General features: G+C 48.6%; 11 protein-coding genes, 1 tRNA gene and 2 pseudogenes. 4 read left to right on the top strand and 10 right to left on the bottom strand.

Going from position 1 to position 16,135, the window contains the following annotated elements; genetic code table 11:
- Positions 1-1,230 (bottom strand): annotated as a pseudogene (locus E5331_RS20605) (S-adenosylmethionine:tRNA ribosyltransferase-isomerase); the annotation flags it as partial.
- Between the two features lie 148 nt (positions 1,231-1,378).
- On the opposite strand from E5331_RS20605, the gene E5331_RS03785 reads away from it, so the two are divergent.
- Positions 1,379-1,453, top strand: a tRNA-Val gene (locus E5331_RS03785).
- A gap of 219 nt (positions 1,454-1,672) precedes the next feature.
- Here E5331_RS03785 and E5331_RS03775 read toward each other — a convergent pair.
- The 8 genes and pseudogenes from E5331_RS03775 to E5331_RS03740 all read right to left on the bottom strand — a co-directional run bounded on the left by E5331_RS03775 (position 1,673) and on the right by E5331_RS03740 (position 11,654).
- Entirely contained in the window at positions 1,673-2,854 is a 1,182-nt protein-coding gene (locus E5331_RS03775) for a CD0519/CD1768 family membrane protein (RefSeq protein ID WP_123481705.1), read from the bottom strand.
- Positions 2,855-2,871: 17 nt separating this feature from the next.
- Positions 2,872-3,906, bottom strand: a complete 1,035-nt coding sequence (locus tag E5331_RS03770) for a porin (protein ID WP_123481551.1) — start codon at positions 3,904-3,906, stop codon at positions 2,872-2,874.
- A 287-nt stretch (positions 3,907-4,193) separates the two neighbouring features.
- Positions 4,194-5,531 carry a glucose-6-phosphate isomerase gene (locus tag E5331_RS03765; RefSeq protein WP_123481550.1) on the bottom strand — a complete coding sequence of 446 codons (1,338 nt, stop codon included), beginning with the start codon at positions 5,529-5,531 and terminating at the stop codon, positions 4,194-4,196.
- Between the two features lie 143 nt (positions 5,532-5,674).
- Positions 5,675-6,673: an NAD(P)H-dependent glycerol-3-phosphate dehydrogenase gene (locus E5331_RS03760; RefSeq protein WP_123481549.1), complete on the bottom strand. Its 999-nt coding sequence runs from the start codon at positions 6,671-6,673 to the stop codon at positions 5,675-5,677.
- Positions 6,674-6,693: 20 nt separating this feature from the next.
- A pseudogene (gene lysS, locus E5331_RS03755) lies at positions 6,694-8,220 on the bottom strand (lysine--tRNA ligase); the annotation flags it as partial.
- Between the two features lie 171 nt (positions 8,221-8,391).
- Positions 8,392-9,780 (bottom strand): NADPH-dependent glutamate synthase, encoded by a 1,389-nt coding sequence (gene gltA / locus E5331_RS03750; RefSeq protein ID WP_123481547.1) that lies wholly within the window; start codon positions 9,778-9,780, stop codon positions 8,392-8,394.
- The gene (locus tag E5331_RS03745) at positions 9,773-10,630 is read right to left on the bottom strand and encodes a sulfide/dihydroorotate dehydrogenase-like FAD/NAD-binding protein (RefSeq protein WP_123481546.1); all 858 of its coding nucleotides are present in this window, start codon (positions 10,628-10,630) and stop codon (positions 9,773-9,775) included. The genes gltA and E5331_RS03745 overlap by 8 nt, the downstream gene beginning before the upstream one ends.
- A gap of 139 nt (positions 10,631-10,769) precedes the next feature.
- On the bottom strand, positions 10,770-11,654 hold the full coding sequence (locus tag E5331_RS03740) for an Rpn family recombination-promoting nuclease/putative transposase (RefSeq protein ID WP_123481545.1): 885 nt from the start codon (positions 11,652-11,654) through the stop codon (positions 10,770-10,772).
- A gap of 263 nt (positions 11,655-11,917) precedes the next feature.
- On the opposite strand from E5331_RS03740, the gene E5331_RS03735 reads away from it, so the two are divergent.
- The 3 genes from E5331_RS03735 (at position 11,918) to E5331_RS03725 (ending at position 15,172) form a co-directional block, all read left to right on the top strand.
- Positions 11,918-13,147 (top strand): C1 family peptidase, encoded by a 1,230-nt coding sequence (locus E5331_RS03735; protein ID WP_123481544.1) that lies wholly within the window; start codon positions 11,918-11,920, stop codon positions 13,145-13,147.
- Positions 13,148-13,272: 125 nt separating this feature from the next.
- Entirely contained in the window at positions 13,273-14,064 is a 792-nt protein-coding gene (rsmA, locus tag E5331_RS03730; protein ID WP_135983912.1) for a 16S rRNA (adenine(1518)-N(6)/adenine(1519)-N(6))-dimethyltransferase RsmA, read from the top strand.
- Positions 14,065-14,218: 154 nt separating this feature from the next.
- Entirely contained in the window at positions 14,219-15,172 is a 954-nt protein-coding gene (locus E5331_RS03725) for a D-2-hydroxyacid dehydrogenase (protein ID WP_123481542.1), read from the top strand.
- A gap of 197 nt (positions 15,173-15,369) precedes the next feature.
- On the opposite strand, the gene E5331_RS03720 is transcribed toward E5331_RS03725, so the two are convergent.
- Positions 15,370-15,774: a helix-turn-helix domain-containing protein gene (locus E5331_RS03720; RefSeq protein WP_123481541.1), complete on the bottom strand. Its 405-nt coding sequence runs from the start codon at positions 15,772-15,774 to the stop codon at positions 15,370-15,372.
- Positions 15,775-16,135: the final 361 nt, after the last annotated feature.

Raw genomic sequence — 16,135 nt, 5'->3', positions numbered from 1 at the left:
GAGCAGACAGGCATCGCCGTAGGATAGGAAGCGGTAATCGTTGCGTAGAGCCTCATCGTAAAGGTCGCGCCATACAGGAAGCCCATTTCTCTCTCCAAGGAATGAGGATACGAGAAGCAGGAGGGTGGATTGCGGCTGATGGAAGTTTGTAACCATTACGTCTACCATTCGCCATCTGAACCCCGGAGCTATCATTATGGCTGTGGAGGCAGTGAGTATTGTCTTATTATTCTTTTCAAGCCATCTGTCAATTGCTGTGAGGGCTTCTATTGTGTCGATTGAAGATGATTCCGCTGAATATGCCTCCCATTGGTCTACGTGCATACTTTCATCGCCACGAGCGATGGCCGCGCCGAGATAGGGGAGGGATTCAAGCGTGCGGACGGAGGTGGTGCCTACTGCCGCCAAAGGTTCACCAGCTTGCTTTTGGGCTATGAGTCGCCGGATAAGGTCGCGGTTCACTGAGAAACTTTCGGTATGCATGGGATGGTCGCCTATATTCTCCGATTTCACCGGTTGGAAAGTGCCGGCTCCGACGTGGAGAGTAAGTTTTCCCACCTCGATATTATGGGCATAAAGGTCGTCAAACACTTCGGGCGTGAAATGCAATCCGGCAGTGGGGGCAGCCACCGAGCCTTTGGCATCGGCATACACGGTCTGGTAGTCGTCGTTGTCACACTCTTCCGATTCGCGTTTCAGATAGGGTGGGATAGGGATAAATCCGGCAGCATCCACTACGGAAGCGAATGTCACGTCAGGATTGTCCCACGTAAATTCAATGGCGTGGGCATTCCCGGCAGTGGGATTTAGTCGGCGGGCGGAGAGCGTGACAGGGGTGGTGGTCCCTTCCGCTCTTATCTCAATGGAGAGAGCTCCCTCCTTCCATCTCTTCAGATTACCGACAAGGCAATTCCATATACATTTTCCGCGAGATTGGAACGTGAGTACATAATCGGCGGGGTCAATAGGTTCGAGAAGGAATATTTCGATTCTTGACCCGGTGGTCTTATAGAATGATATGCGTGCATTGATCACGCGTGTATCATTGCATACAAGGAGAGTCGCAGGGGGCAGAAGAGAGGGTAGTTCGTTAAAATGGCGGTGAGCCACCCCGCCGTCAGGACGCGAAAGGATCAGTTTGCATGCGTCGCGTTGCTGCAACGGATGACGCGGAATCCTTTCATCGGGGAGATTATAATCGAAATCTTCAATTTTAATATCTTTGACCATGAAAAAAAGTGCATTTTGAATAAAGATTTATTTATCTGATAATCAATAAATAATCAAAATTCGAATAAAAAAAGTAAAAATTTTTTCACAAAATTAGCAAAAAAATTTGGTAGTTATGAAATTTTGGTATAACTTTGCACTCGCAATCGGGCGATTAGCTCAGCTGGTTTAGAGCGTCTGCCTTACAAGCAGAGGGTCTGCGGTTCGAATCCGTAATCGCCCACTTCCCCGAACTTTTAAGAATATTTCGTAAACAATCGGTTCATTCGTGAGAATGAGCCGATTTGCATTTTTTGACTACTTGGACTCCTAAGACTACTTGGATTGATTGGACTCCTAAGACTTCTTGGACTCCTAAGACTACTAAGAAGTCCAAGCAGTCCTAGCAGTCTAAGCAGTCCTAGTGGTCCAAGTAGTCTTAGCAGTCCAAGTAGTTTGCTTCCTATGCCATTAGCATTGTCACGCCGACGTAGACAAAGTGAGCGACGATGGCTGCAACGATACCGCCGACAGTGTGTGCGGCAATAGCTTTTGGGGTCAGTTCGCGGTAGCCGAGTGAGTCAAGCATTGCGGTGTGAGTACTCAGATAACCGCTCCAGCACATGCCGATAGCTGTGAATACGGCTATCGCATTGCCATCGATCCATCCCTGTGCAGCAAAGTTGGGCACGAGTCCTAAGGCAGCCCCTACGGCTCCAAGTGCCGTAATCGGGAAGGCTATCAGATGAGGATCGGTGAACCCGAACAACCATTCAAACAATAAGTTGACCTTTGCGGCAAGCCAGGGAAGCAACTCTATGCCTTCGTAAGCGGCTCCGGTGTAACCCTCTGCCGATGCACCGAATGTCAGTATCATCACCAATGTAGAGATGATGAGCACGCCCGGTATGATGGCTATGCCGACGTCCACACCCATCTTGCCGCCATCAAGAAGCGAGTTGAGCGTGCGGATAAATACGGATTTTGATACAACCTTATCTTCTGCAGCCTCTATTGCAGCTGCTTCCTCTGAGATAGCTTCCTCCACAGCAAATGAGGGATATGCCTTGATGATGAAACGTTGCATCAGGCGTGTTGAGACGATACACCCGCAGAATGCCCCGAAAAGACCTACTACCGGTTCGACAAAATAACCCTGTCCGACCATGAAGACCATCACGAGGAGCCCCATGCCGAACGCTGTGCCGAAGTTGGTCAGCGAGATAAACTGGTATTTCTTGAAATAACTGCTGAAACGCTTGTCCTGCGACAGAGAGATGATGGCGGGATTATCGCTGAGGAAGGTCATAGTCGCTCCCAATGCCGCCACGCCGGGAAGGTTAAACAGTGGCTTCATGAGCGGACGCAGGAGATTCTCCAATAGCTTGACAACGCCAAATTCCACAAACAGACGTCCGATTGCCCCCGTCACCACGCATATACCCATAAGATAGAAGACCGTATTGAGAAGCAGGTCATGGGCAGTGTGCATGATAGTGTTGAGCATGTTGGGCAGACCCATGATCGAACCGATATACCAGAATAGGAGTATCACAATCACGAGACATGGCACTCCTGTAGGGATAAACCGATAGTGTGACTTCTTTTTTTCCGCCTTATCTGTAGAGGCGATTGTTTTTTCCATTTCCATTGGTCAGATTGTTATTTTCGTTTTAGAGAGAGTAGGTTCATATACCAAGTGACGCCTGCTGTTGCCATCATAGTCTTATTCTGCATAAGGTTGGAGGTGTTTGTGTTAGTACCCCATGAATAGAAGGCTGCGGCGTGGAAACGTAGTGTGTGGCGGGGATGTATGAATGGCGTGAATTCCACTCCGGCTCCTGCCATTTTCATTTCTGTTCCGTTGAGCACATAGAGGTCGGCATCTGTCCCCGACTTATTGACATCGTAGCTGAACTTGCCGAATACTTTCCAATTGCCGTTGGGAGAGTAGGCGAGATCGGCTATGACCGACATGTCTTTCAGAAAAAAGGTCTGATGGGAAGAGGCGCGGTTCATAACGTCGAGTTCAAGTGCCACTTTGTCAAACGTGAACTTATTGCCGAGTGAAATATAGTTGATGAATCGTCCCGGAAGATACTCCATCATATTGACGGAATATATTGCGTCGAAAAATCCGTGGCTACCGTTCCACATTAGGTTATAGCCATACAGATTGCGGTTTTCGCTTGTAAAGAACGGGCTTTGGCAGAATTGAAACGTAAGTTTGTCGTTGGTGGAGAGTTTCCTACCTATTGATGCGCCCAATCCGTAGCAACGCACGTTATAACAGAATACGGAATACACATAATGGTCGATAGGGGGGCGGTCATATTCCCAACCACCGATAGCCACCACCTGCTTACCTCCGGCAAACGACCAGTTGTCAAGATTGTAGTTAAGGTATATCCAGTCGGTTGCATCAAAGAAAGAGGCATCCTTATGTGGCTTGTTGAAACGTTGACGCCAAGAATAGCTGAGATTGTCGGTCAGATTGCCATCGAGTCGCAGATTGAGGAATTTCCCGGCGAATCCGGTATTATCCTTCTCCACATCGCCATCCAGCCATGCGCCTTCCCAGTCCACGCGGGTTTCTATCCGGAGATTAAGCAATTTTTCATCAATATTGGCATTATCATCAGCGTGAATGATATTGGCAGACGCCGCCAATGCCAAAGCAAAAAAGAGTGGTCTCATGATTGAAAGATGTTGTTCTATCTCCGGAATATATCATTCCGGAGAATGATTTGATTTAAGGTTAGTTGATACGTCAGTAGTCCCCACGGAGCTCTCGTCGTATTCGGCTGCAAAAATACAAAATAGTTTTCAGATTTTCATGGTATCAAGTCTTAATTCTGATAAAAAATATCCGTACCCTTTCCGAAGTATTCAACCGCAAAGGGCACAGAGTGCACAGAGAAATAAAAGATCTCCGTGCCCTCCGTGCCCTTTGTGGTGTATAAAAAACGTGGTGTATTGTTTATTCAGAGTTTTGCTTTGATAGCCTCTGTCTCTTTCTCGTAGCCGGGTTTCTCAAGAAGGGCAAACATATTTTTCTTGTATGCCTCTACACCGGGCTGGTTGAACGGGTTGATTCCGAGCATATAGCCGCTGACGCCACAAGCCTTCTCAAAGAAATAGATGAGCTGACCGAGAGTGTGCTCGTCAAGTTTGGCAAGCTCGATCTTGATGTTGGGCACACCACCATCGACGTGAGCGATCTTTGTGCCGAGTTCTGCCATCTTGTTAACCTCGTCAATACGTTTGCCGGAAAGATAGTTAATTCCGTCAAGATTGGCTGCATCCTCCGGAATACGGCGCGTGATTGCAGGCTTCTTCACTGAAAGCACAGTCTCGAAGATAGTGCGCTCGCCCTCCTGTATCCACTGTCCCATTGAGTGGAGGTCAGTTGTGAAGTCTACAGCTGCCGGGAAGATACCCTTGCCGTCCTTACCCTCGCTCTCGCCATAAAGCTGTTTCCACCATTCTGCGAAATAGTGGAGCTTAGGATTGAAGTTAACGAGAATCTCGATCTTCTTACCGCTCTGATAGAGTGCGTTGCGAAGACGTGCATATACCTCCACGGGATTCTCTTCGCTCTCATGAGCTGCGGTATTCTCCATCTCTACGGCACCTGCCACGAGTTTCTGGATGTCGAAACCTGCGCAAGCGATGGGGAGAAGACCTACGGGAGTGAGCACGGAGAAACGTCCCCCCACGTTATCGGGAATAACGTAAGTCTCATACCCCTCCTGAGTGGCAAGCGTGCGGAGCGCACCCTTCTTCTCGTCGGTGACAGCCACGATAAGATCTTTGGCAGCCTCTTTCCCTGCCTGATTCTCAAGCATCTCCTTGAAGATACGGAATGCTATGGCGGGTTCGGTAGTTGTGCCTGACTTGGATATCACGATGATACCGAATTTCTTGCCTGTGAGAAGTTTCTCAAGCTCGGCTGTGTATTCCTCACCGATGTTCTGACCTGCATACAGCACCTTGGGATTGTGGGGTGCCGGTGCATATAAGTCAGCGAAAGAGTCGGAAAGTGCAGATATAACTGCCTTGGCACCAAGATAGCTGCCGCCTATGCCTATGCACACTACATAGTCGCAGTTCTCGCGCAGACGGGCAGCAGTCTTGTTGATTCTGTCAATAAGCTCTTGCGAAATTGATGACGGGAGGTGGAGCCAGCCCAGAAAATCGGAGCCTTCTCCATTACCTTCGTGCAGTGTGGTCATTGCCTCTACAGCAGACGTGCGGTTTGCCTTATACTGCTTCTCTGCGAATGACACTGCATCCTGAATGTTGATTTCAATAGATTTCATTGTGTCTGTTTATATAAAAATTCGTGTCAAAAATTTTGAGTTTTATATTTTATCTCCCATTTCCTTCCACAAGTAATAATAAAGGGGCTTGTAGGATTGTTTCATCTTTTTGGATGAAATAATATAAATTAACGGGAGTAAACTTAGCTGAATTTCTCTGATAACGCCTCAAAGGCTTTCTTCGGCGATATTCCGGAATATAGTATGTCGTAGACGCAGTCAAGGATTGGCATATCGACCTTGACCGTCGTTCCGTTGATCTGATGCATGCATTGTGTGCCGTAGTAGCCTTCCGCTACCATTTCCATTTCCATCTTAGCTGCCTTCACGCTATGCCCTTTACCGATCATTGCTCCGAAGTTATGGTTGCGCGAGAATAGGCTGTAAGATGTGACGAGGAGGTCGCCGAGATATGCCGAGCGGCAGATATCGCGTTTGCGTGGTGCGATAGCATCGATGAAACGACGCATCTCCCGGGCGGCATTACATACGAGCATTGCCTTGAAATTGTCGCCTGCTTTCATACCGTTGACCATTCCTGAGGCTATGGCATACACGTTTTTCAGGACAGCCGCATATTCTATCCCCTTCACGTCTTCCGAATAGATGGTCTTTAGACGCTGTCCGGCTATGGCTCGTCCGAACTCATGGCTTTTCGCAATGTCGTGACAGCCGATGGTGAGGTAGCTCAGATGATCGAGAGCCACCTCCTCGGCATGGCACGGTCCGCCGATGACGAGCATATTCCTGTCGTTGCATCCGAAGTTGCGGCAGAACCATTCGGTGATGATCATGTTGTCGCCCGGGACAAGACCCTTGACAGCCGAGACGATGTTCTTGCCGGAGATGTCGACGGTGATCTTCTCCGCCTCGTTCTTGAAGTAGGGGGAGGGGATCGCCACGACAAGGGTGTCGGCATCGGCGACGGCATCGTTTATGTCGGAATGGAAGTCGATGCGGTCTGTTTCGAATGTGACGTCGCTGAGATAGACGGTATTGCGGTGGTAGCGTATGAAATCATCAATGCGTTCCTGCCGGCGCACATACCAGTTGATGCGCTCGTTGTTGCCCAATAGCAACTTTGCGAGCGCGGTAGCCCAACTGCCTGCACCGATCACTGCTATCTTTCCCAACGTTGCCATCACTCTCCCTCTTCCTCCTGGTTCTCTTTAGATTGTTTCTTCTCAGGACGCATCTGCGGGAAGAGGAGAACTTCCTGAATAGTGGATTGTCCGGTCATAAGCATGGCGAGACGATCCATGCCGATGCCCATGCCTGATGTGGGGGGCATTCCATATTCCAGCGCGCGGATGAAGTCGCCGTCGATAATCATTGCCTCGTCGTCCCCTTTGTCGGCAAGACGCATCTGCTCCACGAAACGTTCATACTGGTCGATGGGGTCGTTAAGCTCTGAATAGGCATTCGCAAGCTCCTTGCCGTTGACCATAAGCTCGAAACGCTCCGTCAGACGCGGATCGTTGCGGTGGCGTTTGGTGAGTGGCGACATCTCGATGGGGTAGTCGATGATGAAGGTGGGCTGGATGAAGCTACCCTCGCATTTCTCGCCGAAAATCTCGTCGATAAGTTTACCTTTGCCGAATGATTCGTCCACCTCGATACCGTTTGCCTTACAGAATGCACGAAGCTCCTCTTCGCTCTTGCCGGTAATGTCGAAGCCGGTCTTGTCGAGGATTGCCTGGGTCATGGTGACGCGGGGATAGGGTGCCTTGAACGAGATTGTGTTGTCGCCGACTTTCACCTCTGTCGTGCCGTTGACGTCCATGCAGATTTTCTCAAGCATCTTCTCGGTGAAGTCCATCATCCAGTTGTAGTCTTTATAAGATACGTAGATCTCCATGCAGGTGAACTCAGGATTGTGGGTGCGGTCCATGCCTTCGTTGCGGAAGTTCTTGGAGAACTCATATACGCCCTCGAACCCGCCTACGATAAGGCGTTTGAGATAAAGCTCATCAGCGATACGGAGATAGAGAGGAATGTCGAGTGCATTATGATGTGTGATGAACGGACGTGCCGATGCGCCTCCGGGGATTGCCTGGAGAATCGGGGTCTCCACCTCAAGATATCCATGCGAGTTGAAGTATTCACGCATAGAGTTGAACATCTTGGTGCGCTTGATGAATATGTCCTTTATACCTTTATTGACTACGAGGTCTACGTAACGCTGGCGATAACGCTGCTCAGGGTCGGTGAATGCATCATACGCCTTGCCATCCTTCATCTTCACTACGGGGAGCGGACGAAGGCTCTTGGAGAGCACGGTGATCTCCTGTGCGTGGATCGAGATCTCGCCCATCTGGGTGCGGAACACGTAGCCTTTGACTCCGATGAAGTCGCCTATGTCAAGAAGTTTCTTGAAGACAACGTTATACATATCCTTGTCTTCACCCGGACAGAGGTCGTCGCGGCTTACGTACACCTGTATTCTTCCGTCGGCATCCTGAAGCTCCATGAAGGAAGCCTTGCCCATGATGCGACGGCTCATTATTCTTCCGGCGACTGCCACTTCGCGTGGTTTCTCTTCGCCGTCTACAAAGTTCTCTTTTATTTCGACTGAATGACCTGTCACCTTGTATTCCGGTGCGGGATAAGGTTCAATTCCACGGTCGCGTAGTGCCTGCATACTGTTGCGGCGCACCTGTTCTTGTTCGGAAAGTTCTTGATTTGCCATATATTTATGGAGTCTGTTTGTTATTTCCTTGGATATTATTTCCCTGTATTTTGCTTTTATAAGTGGGCTATAGATTTCTCTTGCGCACTTATAGGTCGCCGGCAAATACTTTGCAAGTGACCTATAATGTGCAAAATTAACAAAAAATCATGAGAATCACGAAAGAATCCCTTATTTAGTCTTCAGGTAATCGTCGATGGCTTTGGCTGCCTTGCGTCCTGCTCCCATCGCGAGGATCACGGTGGCGGCTCCTGTGACGGCATCCCCGCCGGCGAATACACCTTCGCGGCTTGTGCGTCCCTCTTCGTCTGCGACGATACACCCTCTGCGGTTGGTATCCAGACCCTTTGTCGTAGCCTTTATCAGAGGGTTGGGGCTTGTGCCGAGTGCCATTATGACCACGTCGCAGTCAATCTCGAAGTTGCTACCTTCCTTCACTACAGGGCTGCGTCGTCCGCTCTCGTCGGGCTCACCAAGCTCCATCTCCACACATTCAATACCTTTCACCCAGCCTTTGTCGTCGCCGAGCACGCGGATAGGGTTGGTCAGCATACGGAACTCAATCCCCTCCTGCTTAGCGTGGTGCACCTCCTCCACACGTGCCGGAAGCTCTGCCTCGCTGCGGCGGTAGACTATGACTGCCTCCGCGCCCAGACGGCGTGCAGTGCGCACCGCATCCATAGCGACGTTGCCACCTCCGACAATTACGGCTTTCTTCCCTGCACATATAGGGGTGTCGAAGTTCTGGTCGTAGGCATGCATGAGGTTGGCACGGGTGAGGAATTCGTTGGCGGAGAAGACCCCGTTGAGATTCTCACCCTCAATACCCATAAAGCGGGGGAGTCCGGCTCCGCTTCCTACGAATACTGCGTCATAACCCTCATTGTCGAGAAGGTTGTCGATGGTCATTGTGCGACCTACGATCACGTCGGTCTCTATCTCCACACCGAGGCGTTTCACAGCCTCTACCTCCTTTGCCACGATGCGGTCTTTGGGCAGACGGAATTCCGGTATGCCGTAGACGAGCACGCCACCCACTTCATGCAGGGCCTCGAATATCTTCACCTCATATCCCATCCTGGCAAGATCGGAGGCACAGGCGAGCCCGGCAGGTCCGGAGCCTACGATTGCCACACGTTTCCCATTGCGCACTATCTCCGGCTGCGGTAGGGAGTCGGCATTCTCTATCGCCCAGTCGCCGACGAAGCGTTCGAGCTTACCGATGGCTACGGGTTCTGACTTTATGCCGAGCACGCATGAACCCTCGCATTGGCTCTCCTGCGGGCAGACGCGTCCGCATACGCTTGGAAGCGAACTGTCGGCGGCAATTGTTGCGGCGGCACCACGGAGGTCGCCCTCGGCGATATGGCGGATAAATTCCGGTATATTGATGTGCACCGGGCAACTGTTGACACAACGCGGATTCTTGCAGTTGAGGCAGCGTGAGGCTTCCAGCGTAGCCTCCTCTGCGTTGTAGCCATAGCAAACCTCTTCAAAATTCTCTGCCCTCTTCACGGGATCTTGTTCCCTGACGGGAACGCGTGGTATTCTGTTAGCCATTGCACTTGCAGTTATGAGATTCTTCGTTATGATTTTTGTTGGTGTCGCGATACATGTTCTGACGGCGCATAGCTTCATCAAAATCAACCTTATGACCGTCAAACTCCGGACCCTCCACGCATGTGAAGCGGGTCTGTCCGTCGACTGTCACACGGCAGGCACCGCACATGCCGGTGCCGTCTACCATCAGTGCGTTGAGTGATACGACTGTAGGTATGCCGTATTCCTTTGTGGTGAGCGCGGCAAACTTCATCATGATCATGGGTCCGATTATGATGCAGCGGTCATATTGCTTCCCTTGATTCTCAATAAGGTCTTTCATAAGCCCTGTGACCATTCCGTGGAATCCCTCGGAGCCGTCGTCTGTACAAAGGTAGACGTTGCCTACCGTGCGCATCTCGTCAACGTATGTGAATATATCCTTTGTCTTTGCTCCGATTACGACATCAGCAGTCACTCCGTTCTCCTTAAGCCATTTCACCTGAGGATATACCGGGGCGGTGCCTACGCCACCGGCTACAAAAAGAATCCTCATTTTCTTGAGTTCATCCTCCGGCAGTTCGAGAAGGTCGGACGGACATCCGAGCGGACCTGCGAAATCAGCGAAAAAGTCGCCTTCATTCATGTGGATGATCTTATTGGAGGAATATCCGATGGCTTGGGTCACGATAGTTACTGTGCCCGCAGTGGTGTCGTAGTCGCATACTGTGAGCGGGATGCGTTCGCCTGTATGATCAGTACGGACGATTACGAACTGACCGGGTTGGGCGGATGAGGCCACGCGGGGTGCCTTGACTTTCATCTCCACGATATTAGGGGCAAGTTCGCGCTTGCTGACGATTTCAAACATAAAAATCGGTATGTTGAGTGAAAAGTTAGATTATCTTGTCATATCCTGCAATTAGAATAGACACCGCAAAAATAACTGATATTTCTTTAACACACAAATCTCCAGACAAAAGAGTCTGAAGATTTGCATTATAGAAGTATTATATTTCGTTTTCGGGCAATCCGGTGACCTTTGCAATCTCAGAAAGTGGCATGCCAAGCTCCTTTAGACGTTTTGCCACTAATCGGCATCCTTCTGTCAGTCCTTCTGCCCGTCCTTCTGCCCGTCCTTCTGCCCGTCCTTCTGCCCGTCCTTCTGCAAGGCTTTTGCGTGCGGCTGAGTCTATAACGTTCTGATAGTCCCTAAGGGCTTTTAGGCTATCCTCGTATGCGCGTATTTGCTCCTTTGAGAAATTCTTTGTGTCGGCTGACTCAAAGAAATACTGCATCACCTCATCCTCAATCTCTTTTGGAATCTCATCAAACTGATCCAGATATTTTAGGATGTATAGCCACCAATCCATCTTTGTCTCAAACTCACTGATATCTTTGCGGAACTTTGGAAGCTCGATATATATGTATGTCAGACGGTCGTAGAACACCTGTCCGGTCTCCACATCCGCAAGTTTCACTACGCTTCTGAAGTTGGGAGAAGACATGAGCTGCCTTATCTCAAAGTTTAGGAAGGCTATTGTATAGACCTTTGGTAGATGATAGTCCCATTTCCCTTTCACGGCCGCTTCCTGTATGGGGAATGTTGAATAGTATACGCTTCTGTCGACGAAGAATTCCTGATAGTTGTTCTGCATTTCCACGATCATGTGAGATCCGCTTTGTGTGATGCAGTAAAGGTCGAAGATTGCGACACGGCTTTCCTGTCCCATACCTAATTTTTCGGTGGGGAGATATGTTATCTCTGTTATCTTATCGTCATCATTGATTATGGCATTCAGGATGCTGATGAGCGACTTCTCGTTGCCCGGTGTGCCAAAAAGTCTTTTGAATCCGAAATCGGTAAAGGGGTTTATGAATCTTTCCTTGCACATATAGACACTTTTTAATTGTAAAACACTCTTTTATTATAAAAAAACATGCTTCACCGAATATTTGACGGGACTTGCATTTTTACTTTGCAAATATAGCCAAATTTTCTCAAAAGCACAATTCTATATCTCATTTTTGGATGTTTATCGACATCAGTTGGGGAAATATTTGTAGGAAAGAAAGTTTTTTGCTAAGTTTGCACCTAATTAACAGAGGGAGATGTTTTCCCGTAATGATAACTTATTTCGAAATACCGGCACACAGCATGAAGAAACTGATTCTACTATCTGCTATCGCAATGGCAATCCCTTTCGGCATATCGGCAACCGAAATCGGTAATGCTTCTGAGGCGAAGAAAAAAACTGCGAAAACCGACACTGTCGGTTTCAAATTCACCGACATAAAGGTGAATCCAACCACATCTGTAAAGAACCAGAACAAGTCGGGAACTTGCTGGAGCTTCTCCGGCACTTCTTTCCTTGAGGAGGATATCATGAAGAAGGGTGGTCCTGAACTTGACCTTTCTGAAATGTACGCCGTGCGTAAATGCTATATCGACAAGGCTAAGAAATATATACGCACTCATGGGAATATCAATTTTGCACAGGGTGGAGGTTTCCCCGATGTATTATATGTAGCAGAAAACTATGGTCTTGTGCCGGAAGAGGCATACAAGGGTCTGAACTATGGCGAGGACAAGCACGTGCATGGAGAGCTTAGTGAGGCTCTGAAGGCCTATCTGGATGTGATTGTAAAGAATCCCAACAGAAAATTGTCTACCGCATGGCTCGACGGTTTCATCGGTATCCTTGACGCTTATCTCGGTCCGGAACCTGAATCGTTCACTTATAACGGCAAGACCTACACTCCTCAGACGTTTGCAAAGGAATTGGGTTACAGCTCTGATGATTATATCTCAATCACAAGCTACAATCATCATCCCTTCTACAAACCGTTTGCAATTGAGATCCCCGATAACTGGCTATGGGCTGAGAGCATGAACGTGCCTTTGGATGAGATGAAGGCTATCGTCGACAATGCTCTCGAGAATGGATATACCGTGGCATGGGCTGCCGACGTTTCCGAGAAAGGTTTCAAATGGAAAGATGGTTTTGCTGTGCTTCCCGCTCCAAAGGATGAGAAAGATCTCGAAGGCACTGAGCTTTCTCGTTGGGTGAGCCTATCTGCTGCCGATAAGGAGAAAGACAGATATGACATCAAGGGTCCTGTAAAAGAGGTGAACGTGACTCAGGAATCCCGTCAGAAAAGTTTCGACAATTTCGAGACCACTGACGACCATGGAATGGTAATCGTTGGTATCGCTCAGGATCAGAAGGGCAACCGTTTCTACAAGGTTAAGAACTCTTGGGACACTGACCAGAAGTATGGCGGATATTTCTACGTATCGGAACCATATTTCCTTGACAAGACAATCGACGTGGTTGTCAACAAGAAAGCCGTTCCCGCTGACGTGGCTAAGAAAATCGGACTTTGATCCGCTCCATATTACAACGGGCGCACAAACTATGTCTGTGCGCCCGTTGTTTATAATGAAGCATTAATGATGAAACATTAATGCTGACGCAATCCTCCTCAACATAATCTCATTACACTCTTAATATGACACAAGTAAAAGCTAAAAAGGCTCTCGGACAGCATTTCCTGAAAGACTTGAATGTGGCGAAGAGGATAGCCGAGACTATCAATCGTGACGAGTTGCCCGACAATGCCAAGATATGGGCTGACATCCCCGTGTTGGAGGTCGGTCCCGGCATGGGTGTGCTGTCACAATTCCTTATGTCGGCAGGTAGACGCATAAAGGCGGTCGAGATAGATACGGAAAGTGTTGAATACCTCTCTAAGGTATATCCCGGATTGGAAGTGGTCGAAGGTGATTTTCTGAAGATGGATCTTTCTGAATTATATGGCGGAGAGTTTGCCCTTATAGGCAACTATCCATATAATATATCATCACAGATATTCTTCAAGGTGCTTGACTATAAGGAGAAGATTCCCGTTGTGGCGGGTATGCTTCAGAAGGAGGTGGCGGAGAGGATATGCTGCAAACCGGGAACAAAGGTATACGGCATTCTGTCCGTCCTGCTTCAGGCATGGTATGATTGCGAATACCTATTCAATGTCCCACCCGGAGTATTCGCACCACCGCCAAAAGTGATGAGCGGAGTGATACGTCTCACGCGCAACAAACGCACCACCCTCGGATGCGATGAAAGAATGTTCAAGACCATTGTCAAGACAGCATTCGGACAGCGCCGTAAGACGCTGCGCAATTCATTGGGCGGACTGATACCGTCGGATTCACCCATAATGCAGGATCCCATCATGGGCTTGCGCCCCGAACGCCTCAGCGTAGAGGATTTCATCCGCCTGACATTAGCTGCAAAAAACTGAATAGCCCCCACCCCCCCTAAAGGGGGAGTAAAAAAGTCGGCATATATGTGTTTGCTGGAGTTCAGTGCCCTCGCCCATGGGCGAGGGGTGCGTCCCCTTCAAATAAAACCAATATCAAATTTTAAATTCTAAATTCTAAATTTTCAACGCTTCCATGAAAATAGTAGTTCTTGACGGATACGGACTGAATCCCGGCGATCTCAGCTGGGAATGGCTCGACAAATACGGCGAGGTAACAGTCTACGACCGCACATCCCCCGACCGGATTGCCGACCGTGCAAAGGATGCCGACGTATTGTTTACCAATAAGGTGGTGCTTGACAAAGAGATGCTTCAGTCATTGCCCCATCTTAAATACGTCGGAGTGCTTGCCACCGGATATAACGTGGTAGACATCGATGCAGCCCGCCAAGCCGGAATAACAGTGACGAATATCCCTGCCTACAGCACGGATTCAGTGGCACAGATGGTGTTTGCCCATCTCTTGAACGTGACGAACAGAGTGGAACACTATGCAGAGGAGAACCGCAACGGAAGATGGAGCCGTAACCCCGACTTCTGCTATTGGGACTATCCGCTGACAGAACTTGCCGGAAAGAATTTCGGCATTGTGGGACTCGGACACATCGGAATGACGGTTGCCCGCATTGCACGTGCTTTCGGAATGAACGTGATAGCCTACACATCGAAGCCGCAGGACGAGTTGCCGGAGGGTGTTGCGAAAGTGGATATGGACCGGCTCTTTGCCGATAGCGATGTGCTGTCGCTTCATTGTCCGCTCACTCCATCTACCAAGCATCTTGTCAATGCCGACCGGTTGAGAGGGATGAAACCCTCCGCAATAGTGATAAACACAGGTCGCGGACCGCTCGTAGATGAGGATGCAATGGCAGACGCACTTAAAGAGGGTAGGGTAGCGGCATTCTGTGCCGACGTTCTAAGCACAGAACCACCTTCCCCCGACAATCCCTTGCTTACCGCTCCGAACGCATACATCACCCCCCATATAGCATGGGCATCCGTAGAGGCACGCCGCCGCCTGATGCATATCTGCGAAGACAATCTGTCAGCCTTCCTATCAGGCACTCCCCGCAACGTAGTCTCATAAAGAAGTCCAAGAAGTAAAAGAGCTCCAAGAAGTAAAAAAAGTAAAAGAGGTAAAAGAGGTCCAATAATTCCAAGAGGTCTAATAGGTCCAATAAGTCTAATAGGTCCAATAAGTCCAAGAGGTCCAAGAAGTCCAAGAGGTCCAATAATAATCGGCTCAGATCAATCAGATTTGAGCCGATTATTCCATTCTTATTCTTACGGGAGGCGGTTGCGGTATTCTGTAGGTGTATATCCGAAATGCTTTCTGAAGACGGTGCTGAAATATCCGATTGAGGAATAGCCGCATTTAAAAGAGATTTCTCCTATTGATATTGATTTGTCGTTTAGTAGTGTAGTTGCAAGTTGCATCTTGTAGTTGCGTATGAAGTCGGCTACAGAAAGACCTGTCAGCAATTTTATCCTTTTGTAGAGAAGAGATATGCTGACGCCCATCTCTGCCGCGAAATCCTCCTTTTTAAAACAGGTGTCGCAAAGATGCCGGTCAAGCACCTCTATGAATTGTGCGACAAATTCAGGCGTCTCTTTTGAATCCGGTACATACGGGTTCTCCGATTTCTCATTTTCATCGGAATGGTTCGTATCAAACGAATAATTACTCATGATATAATTGATTTTAGACTATAAAATCGTGAAGAATGAAGAATGTTGATGAATGATAGGGAGGGATGATATATATTGAATTGAGCTGATAGGCGTCTGCCTATTGTCAATGATGATTCAGATGTCTCTTATGGATAATTTCAATCTTTTGGATAAAAATCGCATACAAAATTAATGAAGTTGTCTAAACTTATTTTGAGATGTTAAAAATTCGGTAAAATAAATAAAATACAGCGCATCCTGAAAATGAAGCACTATATTATAGTCGCCAAACTTCAATAAGTTGCACCTATGCCAGAATACGCAGTACTTGACAAAGATACAATAAAAAATCGAATTATGCCCTATCTTTCGGTCGCAA

This window comes from Lepagella muris (assembly GCF_004793975.1).
In the GTDB taxonomy this organism is placed as follows: domain Bacteria; phylum Bacteroidota; class Bacteroidia; order Bacteroidales; family Muribaculaceae; genus Lepagella; species Lepagella muris.
This window is presented reverse-complemented; position numbering and strand designations above follow the sequence as displayed.

Coding starts and splice junctions, on each gene's coding strand:
- E5331_RS03725 (WP_123481542.1), top strand. CDS start 14,219: ATGAAAATAGTAGTTCTTGACGGATACGGACTGAATCCCGGCGATCTC.
- E5331_RS03740 (WP_123481545.1), bottom strand. CDS start 11,654: ATGTGCAAGGAAAGATTCATAAACCCCTTTACCGATTTCGGATTCAAA.
- E5331_RS03735 (WP_123481544.1), top strand. CDS start 11,918: ATGAAGAAACTGATTCTACTATCTGCTATCGCAATGGCAATCCCTTTC.
- rsmA (WP_135983912.1), top strand. CDS start 13,273: ATGACACAAGTAAAAGCTAAAAAGGCTCTCGGACAGCATTTCCTGAAA.
- E5331_RS03745 (WP_123481546.1), bottom strand. CDS start 10,630: ATGTTTGAAATCGTCAGCAAGCGCGAACTTGCCCCTAATATCGTGGAG.
- E5331_RS03775 (WP_123481705.1), bottom strand. CDS start 2,854: ATGGAAAAAACAATCGCCTCTACAGATAAGGCGGAAAAAAAGAAGTCA.
- E5331_RS03765 (WP_123481550.1), bottom strand. CDS start 5,531: ATGAAATCTATTGAAATCAACATTCAGGATGCAGTGTCATTCGCAGAG.
- E5331_RS03770 (WP_123481551.1), bottom strand. CDS start 3,906: ATGAGACCACTCTTTTTTGCTTTGGCATTGGCGGCGTCTGCCAATATC.
- E5331_RS03760 (WP_123481549.1), bottom strand. CDS start 6,673: ATGGCAACGTTGGGAAAGATAGCAGTGATCGGTGCAGGCAGTTGGGCT.
- E5331_RS03720 (WP_123481541.1), bottom strand. CDS start 15,774: ATGAGTAATTATTCGTTTGATACGAACCATTCCGATGAAAATGAGAAA.
- gltA (WP_123481547.1), bottom strand. CDS start 9,780: ATGGCTAACAGAATACCACGCGTTCCCGTCAGGGAACAAGATCCCGTG.